This is a genomic window from Paenibacillus sp. NPDC057934, from assembly GCF_042887565.1.
GTDB lineage: Bacteria > Bacillota > Bacilli > Paenibacillales > Paenibacillaceae > Paenibacillus_AQ.
Window position 1 is genome coordinate 269,588 of sequence record NZ_JBHVPB010000009.1, and the last position, 25,299, is coordinate 294,886.

The window sequence follows — 25,299 nt, forward strand, 5'->3', positions numbered from 1 at the left end:
TCTGGCCCCGCAATTTTCGCATATTTTCTGATCCGAGGCATTCTTAGCCCCACACTGATGACAAAACACCTTGCTCCCCCCGCAGTTCTTTTTCTTACTATACACAAATCTATTTAATAGCTGGCTCTTACTCGAAGCGTATAGGTTAATAGACCTATGTCACTATTTGTTACTATACCATATTGTGGATGAATAAGAGAATATTTTGGTGATTTCAATGCGTATTGGCGCCAGCTTGAGTTTTGAGACTTATTTAGCTGTCTATTCTTAAAGGTGTTTACTCGTCTGTCTCCCGCTTTGAGTGAACGATTATTATTCTAAATTTCCTACGTCTGGGCTTAAAGATTGTCGATATTCTCTGAGCAGGTTGTCCGAAGATACCTTTTCTTTGCTTGCGAACCACATGTCACAAGCAAGCGTAAACTTACTGCCTCCTTTCGAATCAACTGTATCATCGGTGAAATATTACATTAAACGATCGTTCTTAATCTATATACTAAGTTACTGTCACTCACCCTCGCCAAGATTCTCTCACAGATCAGGTCATGCAGCGTTTGGTAGAAGGCTTGAAGAAAAATAACCATGAGGTAGATCTGCTCGATTTACATCATGATGGATTTAACCCTGTGTATACATTGGAAGATGAACGAGATTGGTCTAATCCTAACAAAGTCCACACTCTCGAGGTCCGCAAGGAAATGAACCGAATTCTGGCTGCAGATACTCTTATCTTCGTATTTCCATTATGGAGATGCGTTTGTTAAACTGGTGAATGAGAAGGATTTTGAAAAAATAACAGTAGCTGATTTGACAAAAGGAGCGCAAGTAAATCGAGCTACATTCTATGCCCATTTCAATGATAAATACGAATTATTGGATTACATTGTTAATGAATCTGCTTCGGCTGTCATTGAAAAACACACATCAGGAAATATGAAATTCGATAAAGAATACATTCATCAGCTCGTTCTAGCTGTGTGTGATTATCATCAACCACCAAATTTTCAATGTCGTAGCAGTTATTTTAGTTTAATCCCGCAATTGAAAGATAAAATGTTATTTGAGTTGAAAAAAAAATTATCAAAAAGTTTAGATCTCATATACGCAGATATAGAGAAGAGTTTTTATGTGCCGATATATGCCAGCATTATCCTTGAGGCTGGTTACTTATGGGCTTCTGGACAAGTTCCATTTGACAAAGAAGAGGTAGCCAAGAAAGCCTCATTAATAATATTAGGAGAATAATTGACTAGAAGCCCATATGTTTTAATTGAAATCTATCTTCATTCACCATGAAACCAGTCATTCAGATAGGCCAAGTTAGTGTCAACACTCTTGTGTCCGTCACCTTCCGCACTACTCTTACCATTAATATAACGTGATTCACCTGCCAAATATTTTAGATCGAGTCCTACTCCCATATCTAGGGATTGTTTGACCACTCATGGATACCAGCAGTATTGATTACAAGCCAACCGATGGCTAGACGGTTCGGACGCCAGCACGATCGTTGGTCGACTGGCCACGGCATGGATGGAGCACAATAGGGTGCATGTCTAGCAAAAACAACCGGAGTTTTTATACCGGGTGAAACTGGTCCTTCTGTAGTCCGGTCAACAAATAACGAAAAAATGGGAGAGGACGAACACCACTTTTTACAATGCAGAATATACAATTGAATAGGCAGTTATCCCAATCATGCTTATTCTGAAATCTTTGCGAATCGGAATAGGCACAAAGGAGTGTTTCAAGTTGGCATTAAAATCATCTCACTATTTTGCCCAAGGCAACACTGCGCACGGAGCTTATTTCTTGTATAAATCCGCATTTGATGGGCTAAACAAGATATTCGTCCTTACGGGGCCCAAAGGTACGGGGAAATCGACGGTCATTCAAAGTTTGGCGGATAGTCTGTTGGATAAAGGCTTGCATGTGCAATGCTTCCACTCCCCTCTCCGTCGCGAAGAACTGGATGGCATTATTTTAACGGAATTGAAGGTTGGTATTGTCGACGGGCAAGTCTGTAAGGGGATTTCTGATATCGGGGCCTGTGAAATCATCTATATCCATTTCGGGGAAGCGTTTGATAACAGTCTTATTTTACCGGAACACAACGTAACGATAGAAAATCTTAGAGGCAAGCTTGAGAGGACGTATTCAAAAACGTATGAAACGTTCGCAAAAGCATTGCGGATTCATGACGAATGGGAAAAAATTTATATCGAAAACATGGATTTCTCTAAGGCCGATCAGATTGCGCAGGATTTAATTCAAGAATTATACGCCGATCATGAGAGCGATTCGCCAACGGCTCCGCGTCACTTGTTTTTCGGAGCAGCGACTCCGAGGGGGGCTTTCGATTTTATTCAAAGCTTGACCGCTCAGCTGGAAAGACGGATTTTCATCAAAGGAAGGGCGGGATCTGGCAAATCTACTCTGCTGAAAAAGCTCGCCTCCGCTGCCGAAACGAAAGGGATCGAAGTCCAAGTGTTTCATTGCGGCTTTGATCCGAACAGTCTTGATATGCTGATATTCCCGAGACTTGGAACAGCCATCTTCGACAGTACAGCTCCTCATGAATACTTTCCAGATCAGGACGGGGATGAGATCCTAGATATGTATGCATGGACTATAGCTCCTGGAACCGATGAAGCCCATGCTGCCGAAATAGCCGGTATCAAAGCACGCTACTCGGCAAAAATGAAAGAGGCCACCTCACATCTGGCGGAGGCCGAAGCCATCGATTCTAAAATTAAGGCCTACTATGTTGCGGCCACAGATTTTTCGATCGTAGAGAACCTCCATCTGCAATTACAGTCCGAATTGAATGAATTGATTGGTTCCATTCAGCTTTCAAAATAAAATGTGTTTCTACTTCTCCTATGTCCTTCTCCAACATGTTCATGTAGGCGACAATAGGAGCGGGCAACAGCACGACACATGCCAGGCGCCAGTCAGCGCTGAAGAGTAAGCTACTAGCCGCAACCAGGAGTGATGACGAGCACCTTATGTACCTCCACTGCTCTATTCTTTTTCGAAAATGACTTGCGTAAGAGCCGGCGGTTATTCTCCCGCCGGCTCTTTCTCACCAAATCTGCGTTACACTCCAGACAAACGAACGCGGGAACCCCAAGACATGAATTGTGGATTAATCTTTAAATCTCTGCCAAAGGTATGAATTATCATGATTTGAACCTTCATTGTTGAGACTGCCGCTTCAACCTTTTCGTGGTTTGCGGACAAAGGAAATAACAATAGCAATGACTCCGAGTATAAATGCTGCAATAGCGATTCCACGGTCAAAAATAGCCATTCCACGATTAAAACCGTTAGATTCCGTTTGCTGTTGGTTTCCACTGATATTTGTCTGATTTGCAGCAGCACCAGACTGTGCTCCAGTGCTACCTCCGTGACCTTGATCCTTACTGGTCGCTGGCGTAACAACCGTTATAGAAGCAGGGTATTGACCGTCAGATGTTTCAACCCAGTCTACCTTACTACCGTCCGCATAGGTTTGATACGCTTTCCAGTTCAGTTCTTTTACATCAACACCGACTTTCCCCTGAAAACGGAACTCCGTAAATTCAGTCACTTTCAGTCCTTCACCTTCAGCTTTCCATACAATTCCAATAATTTTGTCACCTGTACCTTTATTTAGAGAATATGTCCAACCGTATTTCGGTTCAATTCGAAGCACCTCGACACCGTCTGGAACTTTAATTTCAATTTGCTTGGTCGTTGTCCCGCTCGTCTCACTTGGTACACGAACTGTAAATACCTCATATGATCCCTGGCTTACCTCAATGGGTTTAACTGTCACATGGGCGCTAGCAATTCCTGCGAACAGGAACAAGAACATATAGGTAAATCCTGCAATCAACCATTTTTTCATAAAAATCAACATCCTATCCATATAGTTTTAATAAGCAAACTCTAAATTTCCTGACGCATCCTCTTTTTACAGCTCAGTAATTCCGGAAGGCTTCTTCGTGTACCATTTCGTTATCTTCTTGAGTCAGAATTCGAATTTCAGCCTTCCACTTCCCCGGAAATGGAATGAATTGACCTGTTGCCTGATAAGTTGATTTAATAAAATCTGGAATGTTATCATTGTCTTTGTCCTCAGATTTGTCTAAGGGAATTTCAATCGCCCCCAGTTCCGGCTTGTCTAGTGAGTGGAGCAACAGTTTGACCCGCTTTGGTTCTCCGGTTTTCTCCAGTAGCCAAACTTTGACGATAAATTGGTTTTCTCCCGGAACGTTCGGAGTAATACGCAAGGCAATTTGTTTGTCCGTCTCAATCACATGTTTGAAGTATGGTGTATTGGCAGGAAGCGGGCTAATGTAAGTGAATATACCCACTACAATTAAAATTGCCGCCATAAGGCTTACATCAAGTTTAAGTAGATTACCCGACAGGAGGTTACCGCGGCGCACTCTACGCCTGAGTAGAGCTCCGGTCACAATAACCATCAGTACAAGCGAAGTCTTAATAAGAAGTAAAATTCCCCAGGACGTATAAAATAAATACGACAAACTTGGGAGAAACAACAGAACACTCAAAGTGCCTGTCAGCGTCAGCAAGATGATACTGATCCAGGCCGCCTGTGAGAACGCTACGGCAAAACGGCCGGCTTCTTTACGGTTTTTGAACCATAATAGTAGTAAAAACGACAGCCCTCCTGCCCAGATCGCTGCTCCCCCGAGATGGACAATGTCCAACAACAGCGAGTACCATTTCGGCTCATAAACGGCAGCATGTCCGTTCAATCCCTCCAATATTAGAAGCGCGGTTGACCAGATCATTTTGACGGCAATTCCAGATTTTATTACAAGGAGACCCACAACACTCAGGACGATTAATATCAGCCAGGAGATACCAATCTCGGTCGTTGTGAATAGCTTGCTCCAATCCGCGGTCGGCTGGTCCTGCATCAAATCGCGAGCATGAATAAATACGTAGAAGATGCTTGCAATCACAAACGCCCTGACCGTCCATAATCCCCATTTGTCAAGAAGCCTCTGCTGAACCTCTGTATTGTTCCGTAGTAATCCGTACCACAACATCAATCCGGTACTCATCATCAAAGACACATAGTACAGCCCTCTGCTCGCATATAAAAATAGCTTGTTAGGGCTTATCTCAGTGGATGTATTCTGACCGGATTGATCTATTTGCTCGTGCAGATCAAAAACGGATGCATCTTTAGCATTAGGTGGATTTCCTACCACAAAGATATAGGACCCGGAGACCGGATGTCCGTCCGCTGATACCACCGAATAGGATACCGTGTAGATCCCCTCCCCAAGCTTGGGTAAGGCAAGTGAAATGATACGGCGGTCCACCGAAATGGAACTCTTCTCTTCCGTGACGGATTTGGACAAGGAATCTAATACCTGGACCCCGCCGATACCCATTTCAATCTGCTCATTAAAGCGTATTTCAACCCTTGGGGGGCTTTCGTTCATTTGTGCATTCGGTTCGGGTATCTTCAATTCGGCGATGGCATGTGCATGTGCCTGAGTCGGAATGGATACCCACGATGCCAGCATAAGCATAAGCAGCAACAGTGGGGCTATTCCTTTCCAAACGCCAATACGATATCGTGTGATTGTTTTTTTCTTCATAACTTGACCAACACCTTAATCAGGATGATTACCAGATGTTCCTCCAACTACAAACGGAGTGGATATGCCTTCGTAATTAACCATCATATTCATCCCCATTGCCGCGTGTTTTAAATTATGACAATGGATCATCCAAATGCCGGGATTATCCGCCACGAATGCAACCTCATACGTTTCATGCGGTAACACATTCAGTGTATCTAAATAAACCGGACTTCCTTCTGCCGCCTTTCCATTGCGCGTAAGGACTTGGAGCGTGTGGCCATGAATGTGCATCGGATGAATATCATTACTGTCATTTACAAACCTTATCTTTACGGTGTCGCCCTCTTTAATTACAAGCGGCTGAATATTTGGCGCGGCTTGACCGTTGATTAGAAATGCCCAATCCATGCCTGGTGCTTTACCTGAACTCAATTCCATGTCAACGGTTTGAGTGAAGGTAGAACCCGAATTAAATATTCCCTTTTGTGGGGTACCGTATGTCATAAAATCAAACAGTTTATAATTGTTGGGATTATCTGAAGTGGCTGTACCCGTCGAGTTTCCGTTCCCAATACTAACGGATACCCTCTTGTTTGGTTGACTGGCATCCGGTCCAGCGTTTACTAGTTGAACATTCCCGCTATCGGGTACTCTAAAGCTAATATCAACCCGGTTACCTCCGCCAATTGGCAGTAACGTTTGATTCATTGCTTGGCCACCAACAAGATCCCGTCCATCAAGAGATACAACTTGGAATGGAATACCTAGTAAGGTTAATAAATGAGTTGTATTACCTGTGTTGACCAAGCGAAGACGAACAAGATCACCTGGTTTTGCATCGAAATGTTTACTATCAATCGTCCCATTGGTCGTTAACATGTTGTATTTCACATCTGTCATGGCTTCCACTAGTTCATTATTTAGATTACCGCTGTTGAAATTGTCTTTATCATTGAATTTGTCTTTATTTTTCTTTTTGGATAGACCGTTGATATTCCATTCATGGAGAACCACGGTATAATCTTTATCGTATTTGATGGTTTCTTCTTTGGGTTCTACGACAACAGCTCCAAAAAGTCCTAATCCCGTTTGTACTTCACTTTGTTGATGAGAATGATACCAATACGTTCCAGGCTGGTCTGCTATAAAATTATAAGTGTAGGTTTCCCCAGGTTTAATAGCGTCCTGTGTAACACCAGCAACCCCATCCACTGCCCCTGGTATATTCAGACCATGCCAATGGATGGTTACACCCTCAGGCAGCTTGTTTGTCAAATTCACTACCACCCTATCCCCCTCTTTGACCCGAATCTCTGGACCCGGTGCACTTCCGCCGTATGTCCATGCTTCGACCATAGCTCCGCCACCTAAATTTAAATTGGCTACTTGAGCGGTAATATTGAAGGTTTTAACTGGAGCATTCAAATTCTGTGCCACTAACTTTGTTACGGGTGTTGCATTGGGATCAGTAGATCCCATATTCATTCCATTACTTTTATCCATAGACATATAGTTCGAATTCCCATTCATTGAAGGACTGGTATTTGTACCCATATTCATTGAAGAATGATCTTCGTTGGAATTGATGTTCGAAGAATCATCATTGTTTGAATCGTTACTCATTGAAGAATGATCATTAAATGATCGGCTATTCATTAAATAACGACCATCCGTTTTATAATAAATGAAACTCCCAACTAGAATAACAATTAACAAAATGAGTAAGAAATCAGAACTTTTGTTTTTTTTCATTGTTTTCTCTCCAATCTTTTAAGTTTAGCAAACTGAGAATTACTGCCTCGATCTGAGGTAATAATATAATAGAAGAATGAAAAGTTAATGAAAAATGCCCATTCCGAATTTTGTATATACGCAAAAAAAGCATAACCCTTTTCGTAAATGAATTGGGTTATGCTTTTGGTATGTTGTTATTTTGGGCTGATCTGTGGGATTTTTACTGTAAAAACACTTCCCTCCCCTAAATGACTTGACAATTTTATGGTACCCTTGTGTTCTTCTACAATCCACTTTGCGATAGCTAAACCAATTCCAGTTCCTTCAATTTGCTTTGTACGGCTTTTATCAACCCGATAGAAACGATCAAATATCTTTTTCTGATCTGCCGGTTGTATTCCAATGCCAGTATCTTGGACTTGAATAAGTAAGCTTTCATCATCATCACTAACGCTCATTGAAAGAAAGAGATTGACCGTTCCATGCTGAGGCGTGTATTTGATGGCATTATCAAGTAAAATATATAGCAGTTGCTTTAGTCTTTCTTTATCTCCAGAAACCAAAAGATCGGCAGGAGTATGCAGATTCAGCTTAATATTTCGTGAGACAGCCAAAGGCTGAATCGAACGGTCAAGCTGTTCTACAACGGGTATAAAATCAAATGTCTCAAAAGAAATATTAGTTAACCCTGCATCTGATCTAGCTAAAGACAATAAATCATTAACAAGAGTTGCCATCCTTTTCACTTCATCTTTCATATCCATTAGAACATTCCGGGAAAATTCCGAAATATTCTCGCCTTCCTCTAGTTCAAGAACATCAATAGATGAATTAAGTATACTAAGCGGAGTTCGGAGCTCATGTGAAGCATCTGCAACAAAATGCCGTTGCTGAGTATATGATTTAATAATAGGGACCATAGCCCGTTTGGACATAGAAGAACCTACTAAGAAAGAGATAATAAAGAATAAAATGGCTAGTCCAATAAAAATCGTAAGCATCCAGTTTATTATAGTCCAATAATAAGTAGTATCTTGTCCAAGGTACATCTTCCCAATTCGCTGGTCCCCATCATAAATGATCCGCGCCATTATAGCCATGTGAATTTTTTTACCAGAAGAAACGGTTAAGGTAGTATCCTTATCCCAATTATTTTGAAGTTCCTTTTCCCATCCCCGATTATCGAAATTACCATCATTAGAATCTTTTTGCCTCCAAAACTCATCTCCATTTTCTGAAGAAGTTAGATTTTCAGTATTCCTATATACGTCTGTATATTTCACACTCCAATCCTTGAGCATTTGTAATAGGGATTGACGTAAGTCAGGTATAGTCTCATTTGCAGCGATAAGTTCACCTTGCTGATTGTATACATAATAAAAGAAGTAATTATTATTAAGAGTTATTGTCTTTTTGCCATCTTTATTGGAATCATTCCCTTTCATATCGCTTTTTAAAAGATTTTGGCTTTCAAGCAATTTTTGATCTGCCAGAGAATTAACCTCTTTTTTCTGCTGATAAGAGACCATCCAAAAAAGTGAAGAATAAACAATAATGATGAATACTAGAAGAAAGAGCACAAGCATCCCGCTATACATAATGGTTAATCGATTACGCATTTTCACAAACATATCTTCGCTTTGCCGCCGCTTTTGCATTCGCTCAAACACGAACTTAATCAAATCTGAAACCCACCCCGCGTATATTTTGAATCAGCGTATTTTCACCTACAGTATCAATTTTTTTCCTTAATAATTTAATGGTTGCATCAATTGGATTGCTTGTGACTTCAGTATCATATCCCCAAATTCTATCCAGTATGACTTCGCGGGTTAAGACTTTCCCTTTATTTTGAATTAGTAAATCTAATAATTGAAATTCACGTTGTGTTAACTGAATTTCTTCTTGTCCTTTTCTATGCACTGTACGGCTTGTACGATTGATAGTAATGTTATCCATATGGATAATCTCTTCCAGAAGGGGAGCGAAATTCCGGCGTGAAAGAGCACGTAATCGGGCATTGAGTTCATCAAACTCAAAGGGTTTTATTAAATAATCATCAGCCCCTGCATCTAATCCCTCTACTCGATCTAGAACAGAGTCCTTTGCTGTCAAAAGTAGAATGGCTCCATTATATCCTTCTTTCCGTAAACGTCGGCATACTTGTACGCCATCTTTTACTGGCATCATCCAATCCAGAATTAGAATATCATAGTGAGTAGCAAGCGCATAATTATATGCGTCCTCTCCATTTGTAACCCAATCCACTTTATATTTCCCTTTATTTTTCAACAAATGAGTAAAAAGGCGCCCAAAGCGTGGATCATCTTCGGCCAATAAGATATTCATCAAGCACTCTCCCTTTTCCAAAGTATAGAAAAAACCTTGTATGTATCGTTAGAACAATTAGCATTGTTTAATTTGTAATATCAGTAAAAGTTGATCAATATGTGTATCAGTGTATCTTTTCATACGGTCTAATTCAAGTCATCAAGTACTCACGTACGTCAAGCGTGGCAACATCTGAATCTGCCGTTCTCAGGTACTCTTCCTCCCGAAGATGATTCAGCAAATATCCCTTTTTATATAATAAAAAGGTCAGTCAGAGATCTCTGACTGACTTTATATACATAGAGAGCTTGACTGTTAAAGTGTACCAATAGTTGAAATAGCTTTTGCTTCTAGATAAGATTCAAGGCCGAATACCCCATACTCCCGACCAATTCCGGATTGCTTGAATCCGCCAAACGGAGAATGCTGATCATGCGGAGCCCCGTTAATGGTCACCCGTCCCGACTGAATTTGTGACGCGACCACACGCGCATGTTCGGCGCTGCCGGAAACCACGAAAGATTGTAAACCATATATGGTATCGTTAGCGATTTGAATCGCCTCTTCTTCTGTTTTATAACTGATCACAGCAATGACAGGACCAAAAATTTCTTCCTTGGCGATAGTCATGTCATTTGTAACATTTATAAACACAGTAGGTTTAATAAAAAATCCGTCTTCCAATCCATCCGGTTTGCCTGCGCCACCAACGAGTACATTGGCGCCTTCCTCAATACCAAGGTTAATGTAATGCTGCACGCGCTCATACTGTTTTTGGCTTACCATTGGGCCAATTGTGGTAGATGGGTCGTGTGGATCGCCAACCTTCAACGCACCAATAGCTTCTTTGATTAACGGATAGAATTCATCAAGGCGTGCTGCTGGCACGAGAACACGGGTTCCATTCAGGCAAGCCTGACCACTATTGATAAATCCAGCTGCAACAACTTGTTTAACTGCTTCAGATAAATCTGCATCTTCAAGGATGATCGTCGGGGATTTCCCTCCAAGCTCAAGCGTTACCCGCTTCAACGTTTCAGCGCTTGCACGCATAATAGTCTTTCCGACCAACGTAGAACCGGTAAAAGAAATTTTCGATACATCTGGACTTGAACTAATCTCGGCACCGACAACATCACCACGTCCCGTCACGATGTTAAACACACCTGCCGGCAACCCCGCCTGATGTAAGCATTCAGTCAGAGCATACGTCTGAAGGGCGCTCATTTCGCTTGGTTTGATAACAGCAGTACAACCTGCCGCAATTGCCATAGATAATTTGTTGCAAATAAAGGAGTAATTGCTATTCCATGGCGTGATTAAACCAACGACACCTACGGGCTCCATCACGACTTCCGTCGTTCCAATGTTTCGTACGAGCGGATATTCATTTAATGTCTTCGCCGCATTGAGGAAGGACTCTGCCGCATAGCGTGCTGCCCATGAACTAAAGGATAGTGGCGCTCCGTATTCTTCGAGCATGACCTCGGTAAGTTCGCTCTCGTTGGCAACTACAGCATCGTGAAGCCGCTGCAGCATTTTGATTCGTTCTTGTTTCGTTGTTTTCGAAAATGTTACAAGAGCTTTTTTTGCAGCCAAAATAGCATTACGAGTATCTACAGCGTCCGCAAGAATAACACTGCCAATTTCCTTTCCAGTCACAGGGTTAAACAGATCAAACAATTCTTCCCCGTGTGGTTTTACAAACGAACCGTTGATATAGATTTTATCTACTGATTTCATCGGTCTAACCTCCAAATGATCATGTATTGTATAAAGCGTTTGTACAGATGCTGAAGATTGACAACTCCGATAATCTCTAGAGTATCAGAAGACGGACCCGTGGGATTTGGGCTTCACACGACGAGGGCCGCATTGATAGGATAGCCTAATTTGATTCCCTAACCCCCAAAAATTTATGTTCCTGAGATAATAATATACGCATTATCTATATACAACGATAAATTGACTACTGATCCTGACGCTTGATCAGGTCCGTATAATAGTCCATCTTGCTGCTTACCATTTTCAAAGTAGCTTGTATTTCTGACAACTGCGACTCGATTTTTAGTTTGTGTTCATTCAGTAAGTTATAGCAGTTCTCGTAATTATGATCGGATGCAAGGGTCATATACCTCTCGATTTCTTTCAGAGGCATATGAGTCTGTTTTAAACGAGAAATAAAGTTGAAACGATCGAGATGGGACTTCTCGTATTCCTTACGTCCGTTTTCCTGACGCTTCACTGGCGGCAGCAGACCGATTTTCTCGTAATAACGTATCGTATCGTAGCTAAGACCCGTCTCCTTGGAAATTTCTCCGATTGAAAATGTAGTCTGCAACACTGATCCTCCCTTGTCGTTTATTGTTTTAAAGTAAGCTGTATAAAACAACCTCTAGGACTACATCATATATTGTGGAGTTGACTCCATGTCAAGCCTTGGGAAATAAACTAATTTTTAAACAACTTATTAGAACTGGTACTATGATTGCAATAAAATTTGAATATTATACAAGTTCTAAATCTTTATCCAGAGAAAGTACATAATCGTTATAAGTAAAAGTCAGAGCATTACACAACTTCGTTCAACCCACACAAATCCCCCTTTTTCTTCGACATAAATATCTGAACGAAGATTAAGGGGGATGGGAATGAAGATCGCGTTTCAATTTACAGGCAATCTCACTGTGAACGTTGTTCCTTTACCAAGCTCACTCTCCACACTAATCTGACCATTCATTATTTCTATAATTCGTTTCACAATGGCGAGTCCCAAACCATTTCCTACACCAGAGCGTGATTCATGAGCTTTATAAAAAGATTCGAAAATTCGCTCCTGCTCGGCTGCAGCAATACCCATTCCATGATCCATGATTTGAATCATGAGGTATCCATCTTCTTCAAACAATCTAATAGATACTTCACTGTTTCTATTAGAGAATTTGATTGCATTCTGAATCAGGTTAAGCCATACCTGCTGTAATAATTCCTTATTACCAAGATAATCGACCGAGGACAGCGCAAGATCAAACTCAATATTTTTCTTTGACCAATGCGGCTCAAGAATCACAACAGATCTGCGGATCTGTTCGTCAATCGAAAATCTGCGGTCTTGTTCACGGATCACTTGGCTGTCAAGCTCAGACAGACGTAATAAATCGCTAGAGAGCGCAATTAATCGGTTACTCTCATCAAGGACGATATCACAATAGTGGAGCCGCTGCTCGTCCGTTAGTTTTTTCACATGGGCTGCATCTTCATGAAGCATTTCGACATAACCCTTGATGGAAGTGATCGGCGTCCGAAACTCATGGGATACGCTTGATACAAAACTGCTGCGCAAGGCGTCGATACTCTTTAGCTCCCGCGTCATCGTGTTAAAATCTTCGGCAAGCATTCCAAGCTCATTGCTGCTTTGGACACTAACGGAAACATCAAAATCACCTTTCGCAACCTTACGAGCTGTATCGGAAATCGCCTTAATAGGACTAACTATACTGCGCACAACAAGGATGATAATAATAGTGCCCATCACAATGCATGCCGCGAAAGCGTAAACTGTGTACAAGATGAAGTTATAGAATTCGCCACCGACTGCTTTGATGACTGGAAACAATATTCTGATACGTTCTATAGTAACTACTCGCAGCATGACACCCATAATAACTAAATTCAATCCCCACCATAAACTGAGAAATACGAACGTGAGCTTAGCATATAAGGATTTAAAACCTAATAGATGTTTGGTTTTGGCAGTGTTGCTGTTCATATGCCTCTCTCCACTTTGTAACCCAACCCCCGGATCGTGACGAGCTTGAATTCGGATAAGTGATCAAATTTCTCACGTAGTCTTTTAACATGAACATCCACGGTTCGCTCATCACTATCCGAATCCAGCCCCCAAATTTCATCCATTAATTCCCTGCGTGTAAAAATCTTTTTAGGATAGCTCAGTAGTTTGAAAAGGATAAGAAACTCCTTTTGTGGCAGTAACACTTCTTCTAGGCCAGTGTCCACAGTGAGGGTATCATAGTCCAGAATGACGTCCCCTAGTGTTAGTCTTTTCTCATTGTTGATTTTCACACGACGCAAAAGCGCCTCCACCCGCAACAGCATCTCTTCAAAATCAATTGGCTTTACCATGTAATCATCGGTTCCTGCCCGAAATCCTATCTTCTTATCCTCAATCCGTTCCCTGGCCGTGATCATTAAGATCGGTAGCATGTATTTCGAAGAACGCAGTTCTCGTGTGAGTACATAACCGTCCATCTTGGGCATCATGATATCGGCGATCATCAGATCAATATGTTCGTGATCAATGACCTCAAGAGCCTCCTCGCCATCGGCTGCGGGAAAGGTACGGTACCCTTCTCCCTGTAAACGGGTAATGATCAAATTTCGGATATTATCATTGTCATCTACAACTAAAATATTGAACATCTACGCACCTCTTATCCAATGCTATCTTATTGATTTGATTTGTTTCTGAACTTATCGTAATGTCGTTATATGAACCTTATATGAACTCATTTGAAGCCATCTCCAAGGAAGTGAATCCTATGAATTCTAAAAAACTAATCTACGTTCTAACGGTAGCAGAAGAAAGAAGCTTTTCGAAAGCTGCAAAAAAACTTTATATAGCACAGCCATCACTAAGTCAGAGAATACATTCTGTTGAAGAAGAAATTGGCGCAAAATTGTTTGATCGAAGTACCGTGCCTTTGACACTTACCTATGCCGGAGAACGATACGTAGCGGCAGCAAAAGAACTGTTAAATATTGAAAAAAACTTGCAATTGGAATTAGATGATATCGGAGAAAATAAACAAGGCAGAATTACTTTAGGAATTTCTTCACTATGGGGACAGTGGATTCTTCCAATAGTATTTCCAGAATTTAAAAAGAAATTTCCCAATATGGAGCTTGAGATCTTTGAAGGCACATTTGAAAAGTTAAATATATCGCTAATGGAGGGAAAAACAGACCTTATCGTCAGCAGTCAATTAGAGCCCCAGCAACCGCTCATCTATATTCATGTACTTGAAGATGAATTGTTATTGGCCTCTCCTTCACCAGTTAGCATAATACATCCAACCTATTCAGGTGTTAACTCATTGCCTACGATCAATCTCCAAAAATTATCAACGCAGGATTTCATTCTTTTAACGCCAGAGCAAGGATTAAGAAAGACTACTGATCAAATCTTCAAATGGTATGGAATCCATCCCAATATTATTTTAGAAACAAAAAATATCCAAACCGCACTTAAGCTTACGTCTAAGGGGATCGGACATACAATCATTCTTGAATCAAATATTAAATATTTTAACCTTGAAAACGATGTTGACTACTATCGCCTTGACGGTGGTAACTTCAAACATAAGATGTATATCTGTTATAGAAAAAACGCTTATTTATCCAAAGCTCTCTTAGAGCTTATAAACATAATTAACCAAGTCTTTTCGAATCCTCCGATCGAATAAATTACAACTCAGGTGGATTTGCGATCTACTTATAATAAAAAAACTATAGGAAGTATATTGTTTTAAATATTAGTCCGATAATGATTAACGTGCTATGGTTATTTTACCAGTACGTTTATTTTTTTACGGAGGCTAAAGATATGGAGAATGCTTGTAAAGTATTTGTACCGTTTGGCGCTATTGGAACCGGGATTACAAAAGAGGCTTTCGATAATGGGATCCAAATGAAACCTGATATTATTTCGTGTGATGCTGGTTCAACAGATTCAGGACCCTATTACTTAGGAAAAGGTATTGGAAAGTACGCGAAAGAAGCTATTAAAAAAGATATGCAGCTCATTATGATTGCGGCCAAAAAACTATCCATCCCAGTTACAATTGGAAGTTGCGGGACTTGTGGAAGCAATTATGGAGTCGATGAGATGGCAGCCATTTGCAGGGAAATTTGTGAGGAAGAACAGTTAAGCTTTAAAATAGCGAAAATCTACACTCAACAAAACCCTAAAATACTCATGGAGAAATATAATGCTGGCTTGATTCACCCTCTTGAGGCAGCTCCAAACATATCTTCAGAAACCTTTGCAGAATGTTCCAATATCGTTGCTTTAGCAGGTGTCGAACCCTTTATTACTGCACTTGAAGCTGGAGCAGATATCGTGTTATGTGGCAGAGCTACGGACACAGCCATCATAGCAGCAATGCCGATTATGAGAAAGTGTAATGTCGCTGCTGCTTGGCATGGTGCAAAGATAGCCGAATGCGGCGCGCTCTGCACAACCAATCCCATGACTGGTGGCGTATTTTTAAACTTTGATGATACTGGCTTTACAGTCGAACCAACGGCTACTAATAATAGATGCACCGTGTTCACTGTTTCTGCACACCTATTATATGAGAATGTTGATCCAGAGAAACTTACTGAGCCTTCGGGCACCATCGATACTTCTACTGCATTATATACACAACTAGATGAACGTCGAGTGCGGGTAACAGGTACGACCATCAAAAAAGCTTCTCAGTATACTATGAAACTTGAGGGAGCCGCCCCTGCAGGATATCAGACGATCTCAATAGTTGGGATACGGGACAAACGAATCATGCGCAATCCCATGCAGTGGCTCAATGCACTGAGTGACTATGCGAAATCGAAAATGACGGAGTTAGAAATACCGGGTGAGTATTCTTTTGAACTTAAACCTTACGGTTGGAATGCTGTTTCAGGAGAGACAATTGAGCCGGACTCCTATGTCCCGCAAGAAATTGGTGTAATTCTGGTCGTTACTGCATCCACTCAAGAGTTAGCTACTAAGGTAGCCAAGGTGTTTAATCCATTGCTCCTTCATTTTCCGGTCCATTTGAACGAGCAACTGCATTCATTTGCTTTTGCATTCTCCCCTGCCGAGATTGAAAAGGGGCAAATTTTCGAGTTTAAACTCAACCATGTAGTAGAAGTTACCTCCCCTTTGGAACTCGTAAAAATCGTATATGAGGAATTCTTGACAGGAGGGAAATCCCATGCCAAAAATTGAAGATGTCACTAAATATGTACGTTCCAAAAACGCAGGCCCCTTTTGGATAACAATAGATCTGTTTTGTGAAACCCCGGATGATTATATACAGTTAAAAGAATCTCCTGCCATCAGCCATGAAAATATTGGTCGGCTTTATCATGTCGAACCAGGTCAAGTTAAAATATTTCACCTTGCCAACCTGAATGTTGTTAAAATTTCTGTGCCCCGGCGAAATCCGCAGGGACATCGGTATGAACGAGATATGCATTCTGGTCAACAATATGTCCAACTACTTGATTTAGAATTGTGAGAACTCGATAACCTAAGCTAATGGGCCTGTGAGCAGATATTCCGATCACAGGCCCATTCTTTTGAGTAGTATAAATGCTTGTTATGATTCTGATTCAACATGTCTGTTCCTTACCTTTTTGTGAGTGAGTGTCAGGTAGCCGACTAGGGCGATAATAATAAGAGTCATGACCAGGCTCACTGGACCTTTGCCCCATCCTAGCCCACCTTCAACTCTAGGTGTTCCCATCCAATCTGCAAACGAAGCCCCCAGTGGTCTCGTCATGATATAGGCGATCCAAAAGGCGGGAATTTCTTTCAGACCAAAGAACCGATGGGCCAAAGCGGGGATAATCATGAATACTACAAACAATATACCCGAGGGAAGATAACCCAAATCCAGAGGTCCTGCGGTCAAATCTCCCACTGCAGTGCCCAGTGCGAACGTGGCCAATACAATGGACCAATAAAAAAACTCCCGACGTTTGGTGAAAATATTGTGTATAGACAATGTTTTCTCTGACACATACCAAGCAACAAAGATAACGGCTGTTGCCACCACAAAAGATATTGTCGTGACTTGATAAGAGATGCCCAATGCAACATGCAAAATATCAGCTGCCATCGTTCCGAATATACTGATCATAACAACTGTTAACCAGTAGATCCATGGTACATAACGTCGGACCGAGAACTGAAGGATCAACGATCCTACCAGTCCTATTAGCCCGAGAATAACACCAATTACGGGATTAATCGTGGTCAATAGATAGTCAGAGAATACCTCGCCCATCCCAGTAGATAACACTTTGACAATCCAGAAAAAGATTGTAATTTCCGGAACCTTAGAAAGGATTTTCTGAGCTGTTTTCATTGTTCTACTCCACTCCTTTTAGCGTTTCTACAAGAGATATTTTGTTGATTTTAGGACTCAAGAGTAGATTGGTCAGAAATACGAACAGAAGCGAAAATCCAACTGCACCTAAAAGGGCAATTATGCTTGGGTTGTTCGTCAACGTCAAATCCCCGCGAGAAATAATGGTTGTCAAATAGCTAAACAGAAGATACCCCACTGGAAGTCCGACTATGCTGCCTAACATGGTGAGAACTGTATTTTCGGTTAACATCATTCGGGTGATCTGCTTTTTGGAATGACCCAAAGCCATCAGTGTCGCATACTCCCGTGTCCGTTCAAGGATATTGACAGAAGTGATGTTATAAATAACCGTTATGGCAAGCATCGCCGCAGCCAAAGTAATCACAAGGATGATAGCGTTCAGCATAGTGGTGATATCTTTGCTTTTATCCATCAGATCTTGCCGTGTTGTAACGTCGGAAACGGTTTTGTCTAATTTCAATTGTTCTGCAAGATGTCCGGTGTTATCAGGATTTTGCAGTTTTACCAGCGCCATCTTTTGATCAATCTCAATCCCGGCGTTGTGAGCCAGATCCTGGCTGATATATAGGCTTTTGGCTAAATATTGTTCACTTATAGCTGTGATTTTAAAATGGTACTGCGTATTGTTGATTTCAACATTCATGCTGTCCCCCACGTTCACAGCATAATCCTGCGCGATATTTTGTGGGATGATAAAGCTATTGTTACTTATAGGTATCGTGTTCCCCTGCGGGTCAACCAAATGAATTAAGCTGCTTCCACTTTCAACAATTTGTGCTTTTAAGGTGACTCCCTCTCCAAGCGCTACAACCGCTTTTTTTACAGATGTCAGTTCCACGGTGCTCGCTGTGTAGGGAAAGGAAAGTGCCGTTTTATCCGCTACCGTTTCATTATAGTTAATCGCTATATCATAGCCCGCTCCATCCACCACTGAATGAACAACATCTGTAGCGGAGTTTTTAAGCGAAAAGCCAGTTACCAATAATGTGACGCTGGCAATAACGCCTACTGAACTGAGTAACATCCTCCCTTTATTCCGCAACATATTTCTGCAAACCAGCCTACTGGACGAAGCGAGTCTGTTCCAGACCCATGACGAGCGTTCGATAAGGGTTTCCTTAGCAGTTTTTGGCGGCCGTGGACGCATCCCATGTGCAGGATCCTCGCGTAACGTTTTTTGTAAGGCCAAAAGTGCCGCCGCTCCGGTAGATAGAAATGCAAACACCAAGGGCAATATTATATAGATTGGGTATATAGAAACAACAAGGTCTGGCATATCTAACCGGGTTGTGAAAACCTGTATCAAATATTTAGGAATAAGTAGATTACCAATTAAGGCAAAGCCTATGGAACCCAAAACTGCTGCCAAAAACGCATAGATAAGAAAGCTCGTCCGTATTTTGTTTCTTGAAATGCCAATGGCTTGCATAACCGCGATCTGTGTACGTTGTGTTTCTACCATTTTTGAGATCGAAATAAATGCGATTACTGCTGCTACAAGAAAGAAGATCAAGGGAAATATTAGGGATAGCGAGCGTAACGGATCTAGCGATTGGTCCACCGTTTTATAACTAATCTGATCTTTTCGTTCAAAAGCGGTAACATAACTATCGTTCGCTTTAACCAGTTTCATGATGGCGGCAGGGTTATTTGTTCGGACAACCACCTCTTGGTAATTTTTCACCGCTGTGTCAAGCTGAGCTTGCGCATCTGCCTTTTCATCAACAAAATCACCTCTTTTTTCTTCTAGTGTCAGCCGCTTGTCAGAGATCTCTTTTTCAGCTTTTGACAGTTGAGCTCCCCCATCCGTCTTTTTGGCAACATATTGTTGCAGTCCTTCATCATAAGTTTTTTGTGCGTTAGCAAGCTGTGCCTCCTTGTCCGCTAATGTAGCCTGCCCTTTTTTCCATTGTTCGTTCAGTTGTTGCTGTTTAGTATCGATTTCAGCTTGAGCACTGGATAATTGCGTCTCCATGCTTACTTTTCTTGTCGAGAACTCCTTTAGGCCATTTTCATAATTGGCTTTGGCGCGGGCCAGCTGCGCTTCCTTTTGTGTAAGTTGGGACTGCACCTGCTCCTGTTTGTCTTTCAGTTGTTGTTGCTGAACAGCAAGCGCTTCTTTCTGCTTCGCAAGTAAGTCATTTCGCGCGGTAAAATCAGTGTCCTGTGCTTCCTGCTGTTCCGGTGGGAGCTGAGAACGAATAGCCTGGTATTCCGAGAAAGAAGTGTTTAATATCTCTTCCTTTTGGTCAAGCTGTAATTTCGCATCGGTAAGCGGCGCCTGTAATTTAGTAAATTGAGCTTGCGCCTCTTGTCTTTGCTTGTTCAGCTCACTCTGCCCGTTATCCATTTGCTTTTTTGTCTCATCCAGTTTTTTCTGCCCGTTGGTAAGGTCGATTTGAGCCTGTTGCTTCTTCTGGGCAAGCTGGACACTAGCCTGGTCAAGTTGCATTTGCGATTTATTGAATTGATCGGTCGCATTTTTCCGTTGTTGATCCAGCGTAGCCCGTCCATCCTCAAGCTGCTTTTTAGCTACGTTTAATTGGTTTTGTGCACGGTTTAGCTCCGTTTGGGCGTTGCTTTTAGATTGGCTATATTGATCTTGTGCATCTGCGATTTGCTTCGCTGCGTCATCCAGCCCGTGCTGGGCGTCATCCAGCTTCTGATCCATCTCATTGAGTTGATTAACATATACCGTGGTGGTACGGTTCAATCCAATTAGCGTATTGTTTGTCGCATAGGCGACTCCAAATTCACTATGTGAAACGGACGACGACGACGCATCCTTTTGGACAACAACGGCTTCAGGATTGTAGAAAAAGCCTGTAATCGTTACTGTATGAATACCACTGTCTGTACTTATAGGGAGCTTATCTTTAAGTTTGAGCTTATTTGCCCTTGCATATTTATTATCGACCATAATCTCGTCGGTTTGTGTCGGTAATACACCCTCACTAAGCAAGGAGCTATTAATAGTTGTGATGCTGTGGATCATCAATTCACTATCTATAGTATTCATTTTTAGCTTGGCAAGATAAGCGTACCTTCCCTCAGCGGAATGAACCTTGCCGTTTAAGGCCAACGTATCAATCTCGTCTTGCGAGATCCCCTTGAAGTACAGCCATACATCCGCTAAATTTTGACGATCGTAATAATAATCTACCGATCTTGTCATAGCGGTTTGTGCCCCAAACATACCTGCAAATAACATGGAACCAATAGCGAGAATCAGTACAATGGAAATAAATTGACCTGACGTGTTTTTTAGTCCACGTAGCATACGAACAATTAATTTATTCATCACCATTTCAGATCCTTTACCATGGTTTTATTCTCGTTTTTGACTACACTCTCTACTCTGCCGCTTCTGACTCGGATGACCTTGTCAGCCATAGGAGCAATTAAAGAGTTATGCGTAATTAACAATATCGTTTTTTGATAAACACTGTTGATTTCCTCTAGAAGCGATAGTACATTTCTACCTGTTTCATCATCGAGCGCACCAGTGGGTTCATCACACAACAAGATTAGCGGATTTTTAGCAACTGCTCTCGCGATAGCAATTCTTTGCTGTTCGCCCCCGGACAGCAGCGCAGGGAAGGATTTCTTTTTGCTTGCCAACCCTACACGCTCTAAAACCTCCATGGAATTCAAGTGATCCTTGCAAACCTCTGCACCAAGCTCGACATTTTCCAGTGCGGTCAATCCAGAGATCAGGTTGTAGGATTGAAACACAAAACCCACTTTGTCACGGCGATAAGCGGTAATCTTCTGATCGTTATATGCTGCGATATTCTCTCCATCCACTAAAATTTCACCACCACTTGCTCGATCCATGCCACCAAGAATATTCAGGATTGTTGATTTACCTGAACCTGATGTGCCTAGTACAATCACAAACTCACCTTGCTCAACAGTAAAGCTGGCATCGATCAGCGCATCGAAGGTGATCTTACCCGTTTTGTATTTTTTACTAACATGTTTAAGTTCAATAAGATTGTTGGTGTTTTTGATAAAGTTTACGCTGTGATTAGACATCTGAAAGCCCTCCTGAATTTATGATGGGCCTATCGTAATGCCGTTTTATGAACTATATATGAACTGCCTTTGTTCAGGTATCAGTACCAGAAACAGTCTCAGCATAAAAAAATAAACTGGCACCGGTAAATTACCGATGCCAGTTTTCGATATGAGACGGCCTGCAAATGACTGTTGACCGATTAAAGCAAAGCAGCAAGACCAAGGAATTAGCTGCTTAATTCCAAGTTTCAAAAAATAAATACATTAATATTCGATTAACCTGATTACTGAGTAAGCGATTTATGAAATTGAATCAATTGCATATATAATTTGTATGTGTTATATTAATTGACGCATCAATAGTTGATACATCAAACGTTGATGCGTCAAACTTAAAATCCTGATAAGAAAGGAGGGCTCCTTTGCCGGATTTATCACTGGAAGAAATTTTTAACCAGATTCACAATCTTAATCGTCAAATGACATGTACATTTGAGCGGTGCACAGGGATTAGCGCGTCCCGTATGCAATTGTTGTGCCATCTGTACCAGTCTGAAGAAATCAGCCAGACGTCGCTGCAAAAGCTGGTTGGCATAGATCATGCGGCCATTACCCGCCATCTAAAACAACTGGAAGCCGAAAACATGGTGATCCGTCGTACCAGTCCGCAAGATAACCGTTTTACACTTGTTAAACTTACCGAGTATGGACGTCAGGAAATCTTAACACTCAAGCAGGAAAGGGAACAATTTCTAAACCTGATGTTACATGGATTCAGTAAACAGGAATTGACACAACTATCCACAATGCTCCAACGGATCAACCAGAGTATAGATCAGCTGTAATCAAGTGAATTATAATTTTACACATTTAGGAGAGTTCATACTATGTCAACTACCAATGCTGTTACTCAAACCAATGATTTCAAAAAAATCGTTCTTGAACGCCGTTCCATCAAAAGTTACGAACCTTCCGTAAAAATCAGTCATGAAGAAATGACGGAAATTTTGAACGAAGCGACACACGCTCCATCTTCGATCAACTTCCAACCTTGGCGTTTTCTTGTGATAGAGAGTGACGAAGCCAAAGCTAAACTGTCGCAGTTGGCACCATTCAATAGACAAAAAATAGAGACTTCTGCAGCGGTTATTGCTATTTTCGGTGACCTAAAAAATGTGCAGTATGCTGAAGAAATTTTCACTAGAAATGTACAGCTTGGATACATGCCTGCTGAAGTTAAAGAGCAAGTACTTCCTACTTCACTTGGATATTATGAAAATCTTTCTGATCAGGCCCGCAGAGACATCGTCATGACAGACTGTGGTCTGGTAGCCATGCAGTTGATGCTCGTTGCTCGTGCTCATGGCTATGAGACAAACCCGATGGGTGGTTATGAAAAAGATCTAATTGCTGAAGTATTCGGTATGGAAAAAGACCGCTATGCTCCAGTAATGCTCGTATCCATCGGTAAAGCAGCTGATAATGGCTTCCCTTCTATGCGTCTGCCAATCGACAGAGTCGCGGAGTGGAAATAATCAAATATTTCCCCATTTTTAAGCTCTAACGGGTACCGTGAGAGTTGAATAACAGAAAAGGCGCCCACGACTGTCTTGTTCCAGTATTGGGCGCTTTTTGTTGGTACTCACACACAGCATTTCCATGTAAGGCTTTTTAATCCGGGACTGGAGGTTTACCGTCCTTATCGTTCCGTCCACTATAGGGGCCGGCCTACTTTTGGGATCGGCCATGACCCAGCCATTAACGGACGTCTTCACATATCATCAAAAAACTTCCCGCTCGGAAGCAGGGAAGTTGGGGCGCGTTCTCGTGCATTTAGCTGAGCATGCCGTAGTGCAAAAAGGACCGGAAATTTCCGGTCCTAATCAAGCTTGGTTACCACCTAGCCTCCCAAAATGATCAATCACAGCAAGCTTTTCCTCATTCAACTCCAGTTACCAAGCCCGGCTACCGAATTTCGATCTGATCAAAGACCTGTCCAAGTCTCAGAAGGCTTCTCTGCAAACTGCGGTGATTGGTCTGCGAGTGGATCTAATTGATGGTTAACCGATTCAAACAGATATGTTCGAGACTCCTGAACTAATTCGTTAAGTTTAATTGAATCAACCCCAAGAAGTTTCCCATTCAATTTTCGAATACTCCCACCAATAATCACTGTATCTACGTTACCACGATCAGCCCCTTGAACTACCGTTCCAAGTGCATGATTCGATGGGAAAATGTTAAAATCATTCGTCCGAATAAGAACAATGTCCGCTTCTTTTCCAGGCGTTAAGCTCCCTGTCACGTTATCTAGCCCTGCTACCCGGGCACCACTAATCGTAGCTGCCTCAAGAATTTCCCGAACTGTAGCAGGCCCTGGTACGTTTTCTTCTCCTCGGTAGCTACGATTTTGAGCAGAGGCTCTTTGCAATGTATAAGCTATCTTCATCTCCGTAAACATATCACCGCTATAAGAGGTTTCAATATCGATACCCAAAGCAGGCTTCAAACCATGATCAATAGCATGCTGGTAAGCAAAAATACCTTCTTCCAATGCATATTGGGCATCAGAACGTGGATCTACCACAACGTTAACCCCTGTATCTCGAATAATCTCCCAAGCTTCTTCAGTTAGACCTGTAACATGGTTGAAAATATTATCTGCTCCCAACAGACCAGCTTCCTTTAAGGCTGGAAGGACTGCAGACATTTCTTTTCCAAGAAACTCGCTTACGATTCGAAGTCCAAGCTTGCGGGCAAAATCCCAATTTTCTTTATCAGGCTGAGATAATAAGCCTAGAGTGATCAACTGTTCTTTTGAGGAAAAACGTTCTTTCTGTAATCGCTCTAAATCTTGTGGCCAATGCTCTGCCCATTCTCCAGCAATAGGCTTACCCAGGGCATAGACTGCACGTAATCCTGCATCTTCAAATGCATCGATGGAGGCATCACTATGCTGAGGGCTTCTTGCGTTATGGGAAGCATCAATAATTGTAGTAATACCACCATCGATAGCTCCAAGCGCCGTTAATAAATTTCCAATATACATATCTTCTGGTCGATAGTAAGTAGCCAAAGCATTGTGCGTTACATCGATATACTCTCCAAGGCTAGAGGCATTCGGCATAAGCTGTCGAAGAATTCCTTGCCAAGAATGACGGTGGGCATCAATAAGCCCTGGAATGATAATCATACCGGTAGCATCAATAATTTTTGCATCTTTAGCATGCAGTTCAGCTCCAATATCAAGGATTTTGGAACCTTCAATCAGCACATCTCCCTTTATAAAATCGCCTACCACATCATCCATGCTAATGATAGTGCCACCTTTTATTAGGATTTTTTGTTGTGATACACTTTCTTCGCTCTTGTGAATAATACTTCTGTAATGTTCACTGTTCTTCATTTATTTAACCTCCGTT

At 41.7% G+C, this 25,299-nt stretch carries 20 protein-coding genes and 2 pseudogenes; 8 read left to right on the plus strand and 14 right to left on the minus strand.

Annotated features, from left to right (window positions below; all coding sequences use genetic code 11):
• Positions 1-3: 3 nt before the first annotated feature.
• Positions 4-105 (minus strand): annotated as a pseudogene (locus ACFVRY_RS21670) (zinc-ribbon domain-containing protein); the annotation flags it as partial.
• A 416-nt stretch (positions 106-521) separates the two neighbouring features.
• Here ACFVRY_RS21670 and ACFVRY_RS21675 point away from each other — a divergent pair.
• The 3 genes and pseudogenes from ACFVRY_RS21675 to ACFVRY_RS21685 form a co-directional block, all read left to right on the plus strand.
• Positions 522-764: pseudogene (locus tag ACFVRY_RS21675) on the plus strand (NAD(P)H-dependent oxidoreductase); the annotation flags it as partial.
• Between the two features lie 4 nt (positions 765-768).
• Positions 769-1,245 carry a TetR family transcriptional regulator gene (locus ACFVRY_RS21680; protein ID WP_387502375.1) on the plus strand — a complete coding sequence of 159 codons (477 nt, stop codon included), beginning with the start codon at positions 769-771 and terminating at the stop codon, positions 1,243-1,245.
• A 507-nt stretch (positions 1,246-1,752) separates the two neighbouring features.
• Complete coding sequence (locus tag ACFVRY_RS21685; RefSeq protein ID WP_387502376.1) at positions 1,753-2,862, plus strand: PRK06851 family protein; 1,110 nt, start codon at positions 1,753-1,755, stop codon at positions 2,860-2,862.
• Positions 2,863-3,217: 355 nt separating this feature from the next.
• On the opposite strand, the gene ACFVRY_RS21690 is transcribed toward ACFVRY_RS21685, so the two are convergent.
• The 9 genes from ACFVRY_RS21690 to ACFVRY_RS21730 all read right to left on the minus strand — a co-directional run bounded on the left by ACFVRY_RS21690 (position 3,218) and on the right by ACFVRY_RS21730 (position 14,117).
• The gene (locus tag ACFVRY_RS21690) at positions 3,218-3,892 is read right to left on the minus strand and encodes a YcnI family copper-binding membrane protein (RefSeq protein WP_387502378.1); all 675 of its coding nucleotides are present in this window, start codon (positions 3,890-3,892) and stop codon (positions 3,218-3,220) included.
• 73 nt (positions 3,893-3,965) lie between these two features.
• The gene (locus ACFVRY_RS21695) at positions 3,966-5,627 is read right to left on the minus strand and encodes a copper resistance CopC/CopD family protein (protein WP_387502379.1); all 1,662 of its coding nucleotides are present in this window, start codon (positions 5,625-5,627) and stop codon (positions 3,966-3,968) included.
• Between the two features lie 15 nt (positions 5,628-5,642).
• On the minus strand, positions 5,643-7,364 hold the full coding sequence (locus ACFVRY_RS21700; protein WP_387502380.1) for a multicopper oxidase family protein: 1,722 nt from the start codon (positions 7,362-7,364) through the stop codon (positions 5,643-5,645).
• A 176-nt stretch (positions 7,365-7,540) separates the two neighbouring features.
• Positions 7,541-9,028: a sensor histidine kinase gene (locus ACFVRY_RS21705; RefSeq protein WP_387502381.1), complete on the minus strand. Its 1,488-nt coding sequence runs from the start codon at positions 9,026-9,028 to the stop codon at positions 7,541-7,543.
• Complete coding sequence (locus ACFVRY_RS21710; RefSeq protein ID WP_387502382.1) at positions 9,021-9,695, minus strand: response regulator transcription factor; 675 nt, start codon at positions 9,693-9,695, stop codon at positions 9,021-9,023. The genes ACFVRY_RS21705 and ACFVRY_RS21710 overlap by 8 nt, the downstream gene beginning before the upstream one ends.
• Positions 9,696-9,992: 297 nt before the next feature.
• Positions 9,993-11,420 carry an aldehyde dehydrogenase family protein gene (locus ACFVRY_RS21715; RefSeq protein WP_387502383.1) on the minus strand — a complete coding sequence of 476 codons (1,428 nt, stop codon included), beginning with the start codon at positions 11,418-11,420 and terminating at the stop codon, positions 9,993-9,995.
• A gap of 226 nt (positions 11,421-11,646) precedes the next feature.
• Positions 11,647-12,018, minus strand: a complete 372-nt coding sequence (locus ACFVRY_RS21720; protein ID WP_387502385.1) for a MerR family transcriptional regulator — start codon at positions 12,016-12,018, stop codon at positions 11,647-11,649.
• Between the two features lie 324 nt (positions 12,019-12,342).
• Positions 12,343-13,446 (minus strand): sensor histidine kinase, encoded by a 1,104-nt coding sequence (locus tag ACFVRY_RS21725; protein ID WP_387502386.1) that lies wholly within the window; start codon positions 13,444-13,446, stop codon positions 12,343-12,345.
• Positions 13,443-14,117: a response regulator transcription factor gene (locus ACFVRY_RS21730; protein WP_387502387.1), complete on the minus strand. Its 675-nt coding sequence runs from the start codon at positions 14,115-14,117 to the stop codon at positions 13,443-13,445. The genes ACFVRY_RS21725 and ACFVRY_RS21730 overlap by 4 nt, the downstream gene beginning before the upstream one ends.
• Before the next feature lie 119 nt (positions 14,118-14,236).
• On the opposite strand from ACFVRY_RS21730, the gene ACFVRY_RS21735 reads away from it, so the two are divergent.
• The 3 genes from ACFVRY_RS21735 (at position 14,237) to ACFVRY_RS21745 (ending at position 16,981) form a co-directional block, all read left to right on the plus strand.
• Positions 14,237-15,160: a LysR substrate-binding domain-containing protein gene (locus ACFVRY_RS21735; protein ID WP_387502388.1), complete on the plus strand. Its 924-nt coding sequence runs from the start codon at positions 14,237-14,239 to the stop codon at positions 15,158-15,160.
• Between the two features lie 140 nt (positions 15,161-15,300).
• Positions 15,301-16,689: an acyclic terpene utilization AtuA family protein gene (locus ACFVRY_RS21740; protein WP_387502389.1), complete on the plus strand. Its 1,389-nt coding sequence runs from the start codon at positions 15,301-15,303 to the stop codon at positions 16,687-16,689.
• Complete coding sequence (locus ACFVRY_RS21745) at positions 16,676-16,981, plus strand: DUF4387 domain-containing protein (protein WP_387502390.1); 306 nt, start codon at positions 16,676-16,678, stop codon at positions 16,979-16,981. The genes ACFVRY_RS21740 and ACFVRY_RS21745 overlap by 14 nt, the downstream gene beginning before the upstream one ends.
• Positions 16,982-17,062: 81 nt before the next feature.
• Here ACFVRY_RS21745 and ACFVRY_RS21750 read toward each other — a convergent pair whose 3' ends face one another.
• From ACFVRY_RS21750 to ACFVRY_RS21760, 3 genes are read right to left on the minus strand one after another with little or no spacing between them, the layout of a single operon-like run.
• On the minus strand, positions 17,063-17,833 hold the full coding sequence (locus ACFVRY_RS21750) for a COG4705 family protein (RefSeq protein ID WP_387502391.1): 771 nt from the start codon (positions 17,831-17,833) through the stop codon (positions 17,063-17,065).
• Positions 17,834-17,837: 4 nt separating this feature from the next.
• Complete coding sequence (locus ACFVRY_RS21755) at positions 17,838-21,158, minus strand: FtsX-like permease family protein (protein ID WP_387502392.1); 3,321 nt, start codon at positions 21,156-21,158, stop codon at positions 17,838-17,840.
• On the minus strand, positions 21,158-21,895 hold the full coding sequence (locus ACFVRY_RS21760) for an ABC transporter ATP-binding protein (protein WP_387502393.1): 738 nt from the start codon (positions 21,893-21,895) through the stop codon (positions 21,158-21,160). The genes ACFVRY_RS21755 and ACFVRY_RS21760 overlap by 1 nt, the downstream gene beginning before the upstream one ends.
• 461 nt (positions 21,896-22,356) lie before the next feature.
• On the opposite strand from ACFVRY_RS21760, the gene ACFVRY_RS21765 reads away from it, so the two are divergent.
• Together ACFVRY_RS21765 and ACFVRY_RS21770 are read left to right on the plus strand one after the other, a co-directional pair.
• The gene (locus tag ACFVRY_RS21765; protein ID WP_387502463.1) at positions 22,357-22,722 is read left to right on the plus strand and encodes a MarR family winged helix-turn-helix transcriptional regulator; all 366 of its coding nucleotides are present in this window, start codon (positions 22,357-22,359) and stop codon (positions 22,720-22,722) included.
• 42 nt (positions 22,723-22,764) lie between these two features.
• Positions 22,765-23,412, plus strand: a complete 648-nt coding sequence (locus ACFVRY_RS21770; protein WP_387502394.1) for a nitroreductase family protein — start codon at positions 22,765-22,767, stop codon at positions 23,410-23,412.
• A gap of 449 nt (positions 23,413-23,861) precedes the next feature.
• On the opposite strand, the gene ACFVRY_RS21775 is transcribed toward ACFVRY_RS21770, so the two are convergent.
• Entirely contained in the window at positions 23,862-25,283 is a 1,422-nt protein-coding gene (locus ACFVRY_RS21775; protein WP_387502395.1) for an amidohydrolase family protein, read from the minus strand.
• Positions 25,284-25,299: the final 16 nt, after the last annotated feature.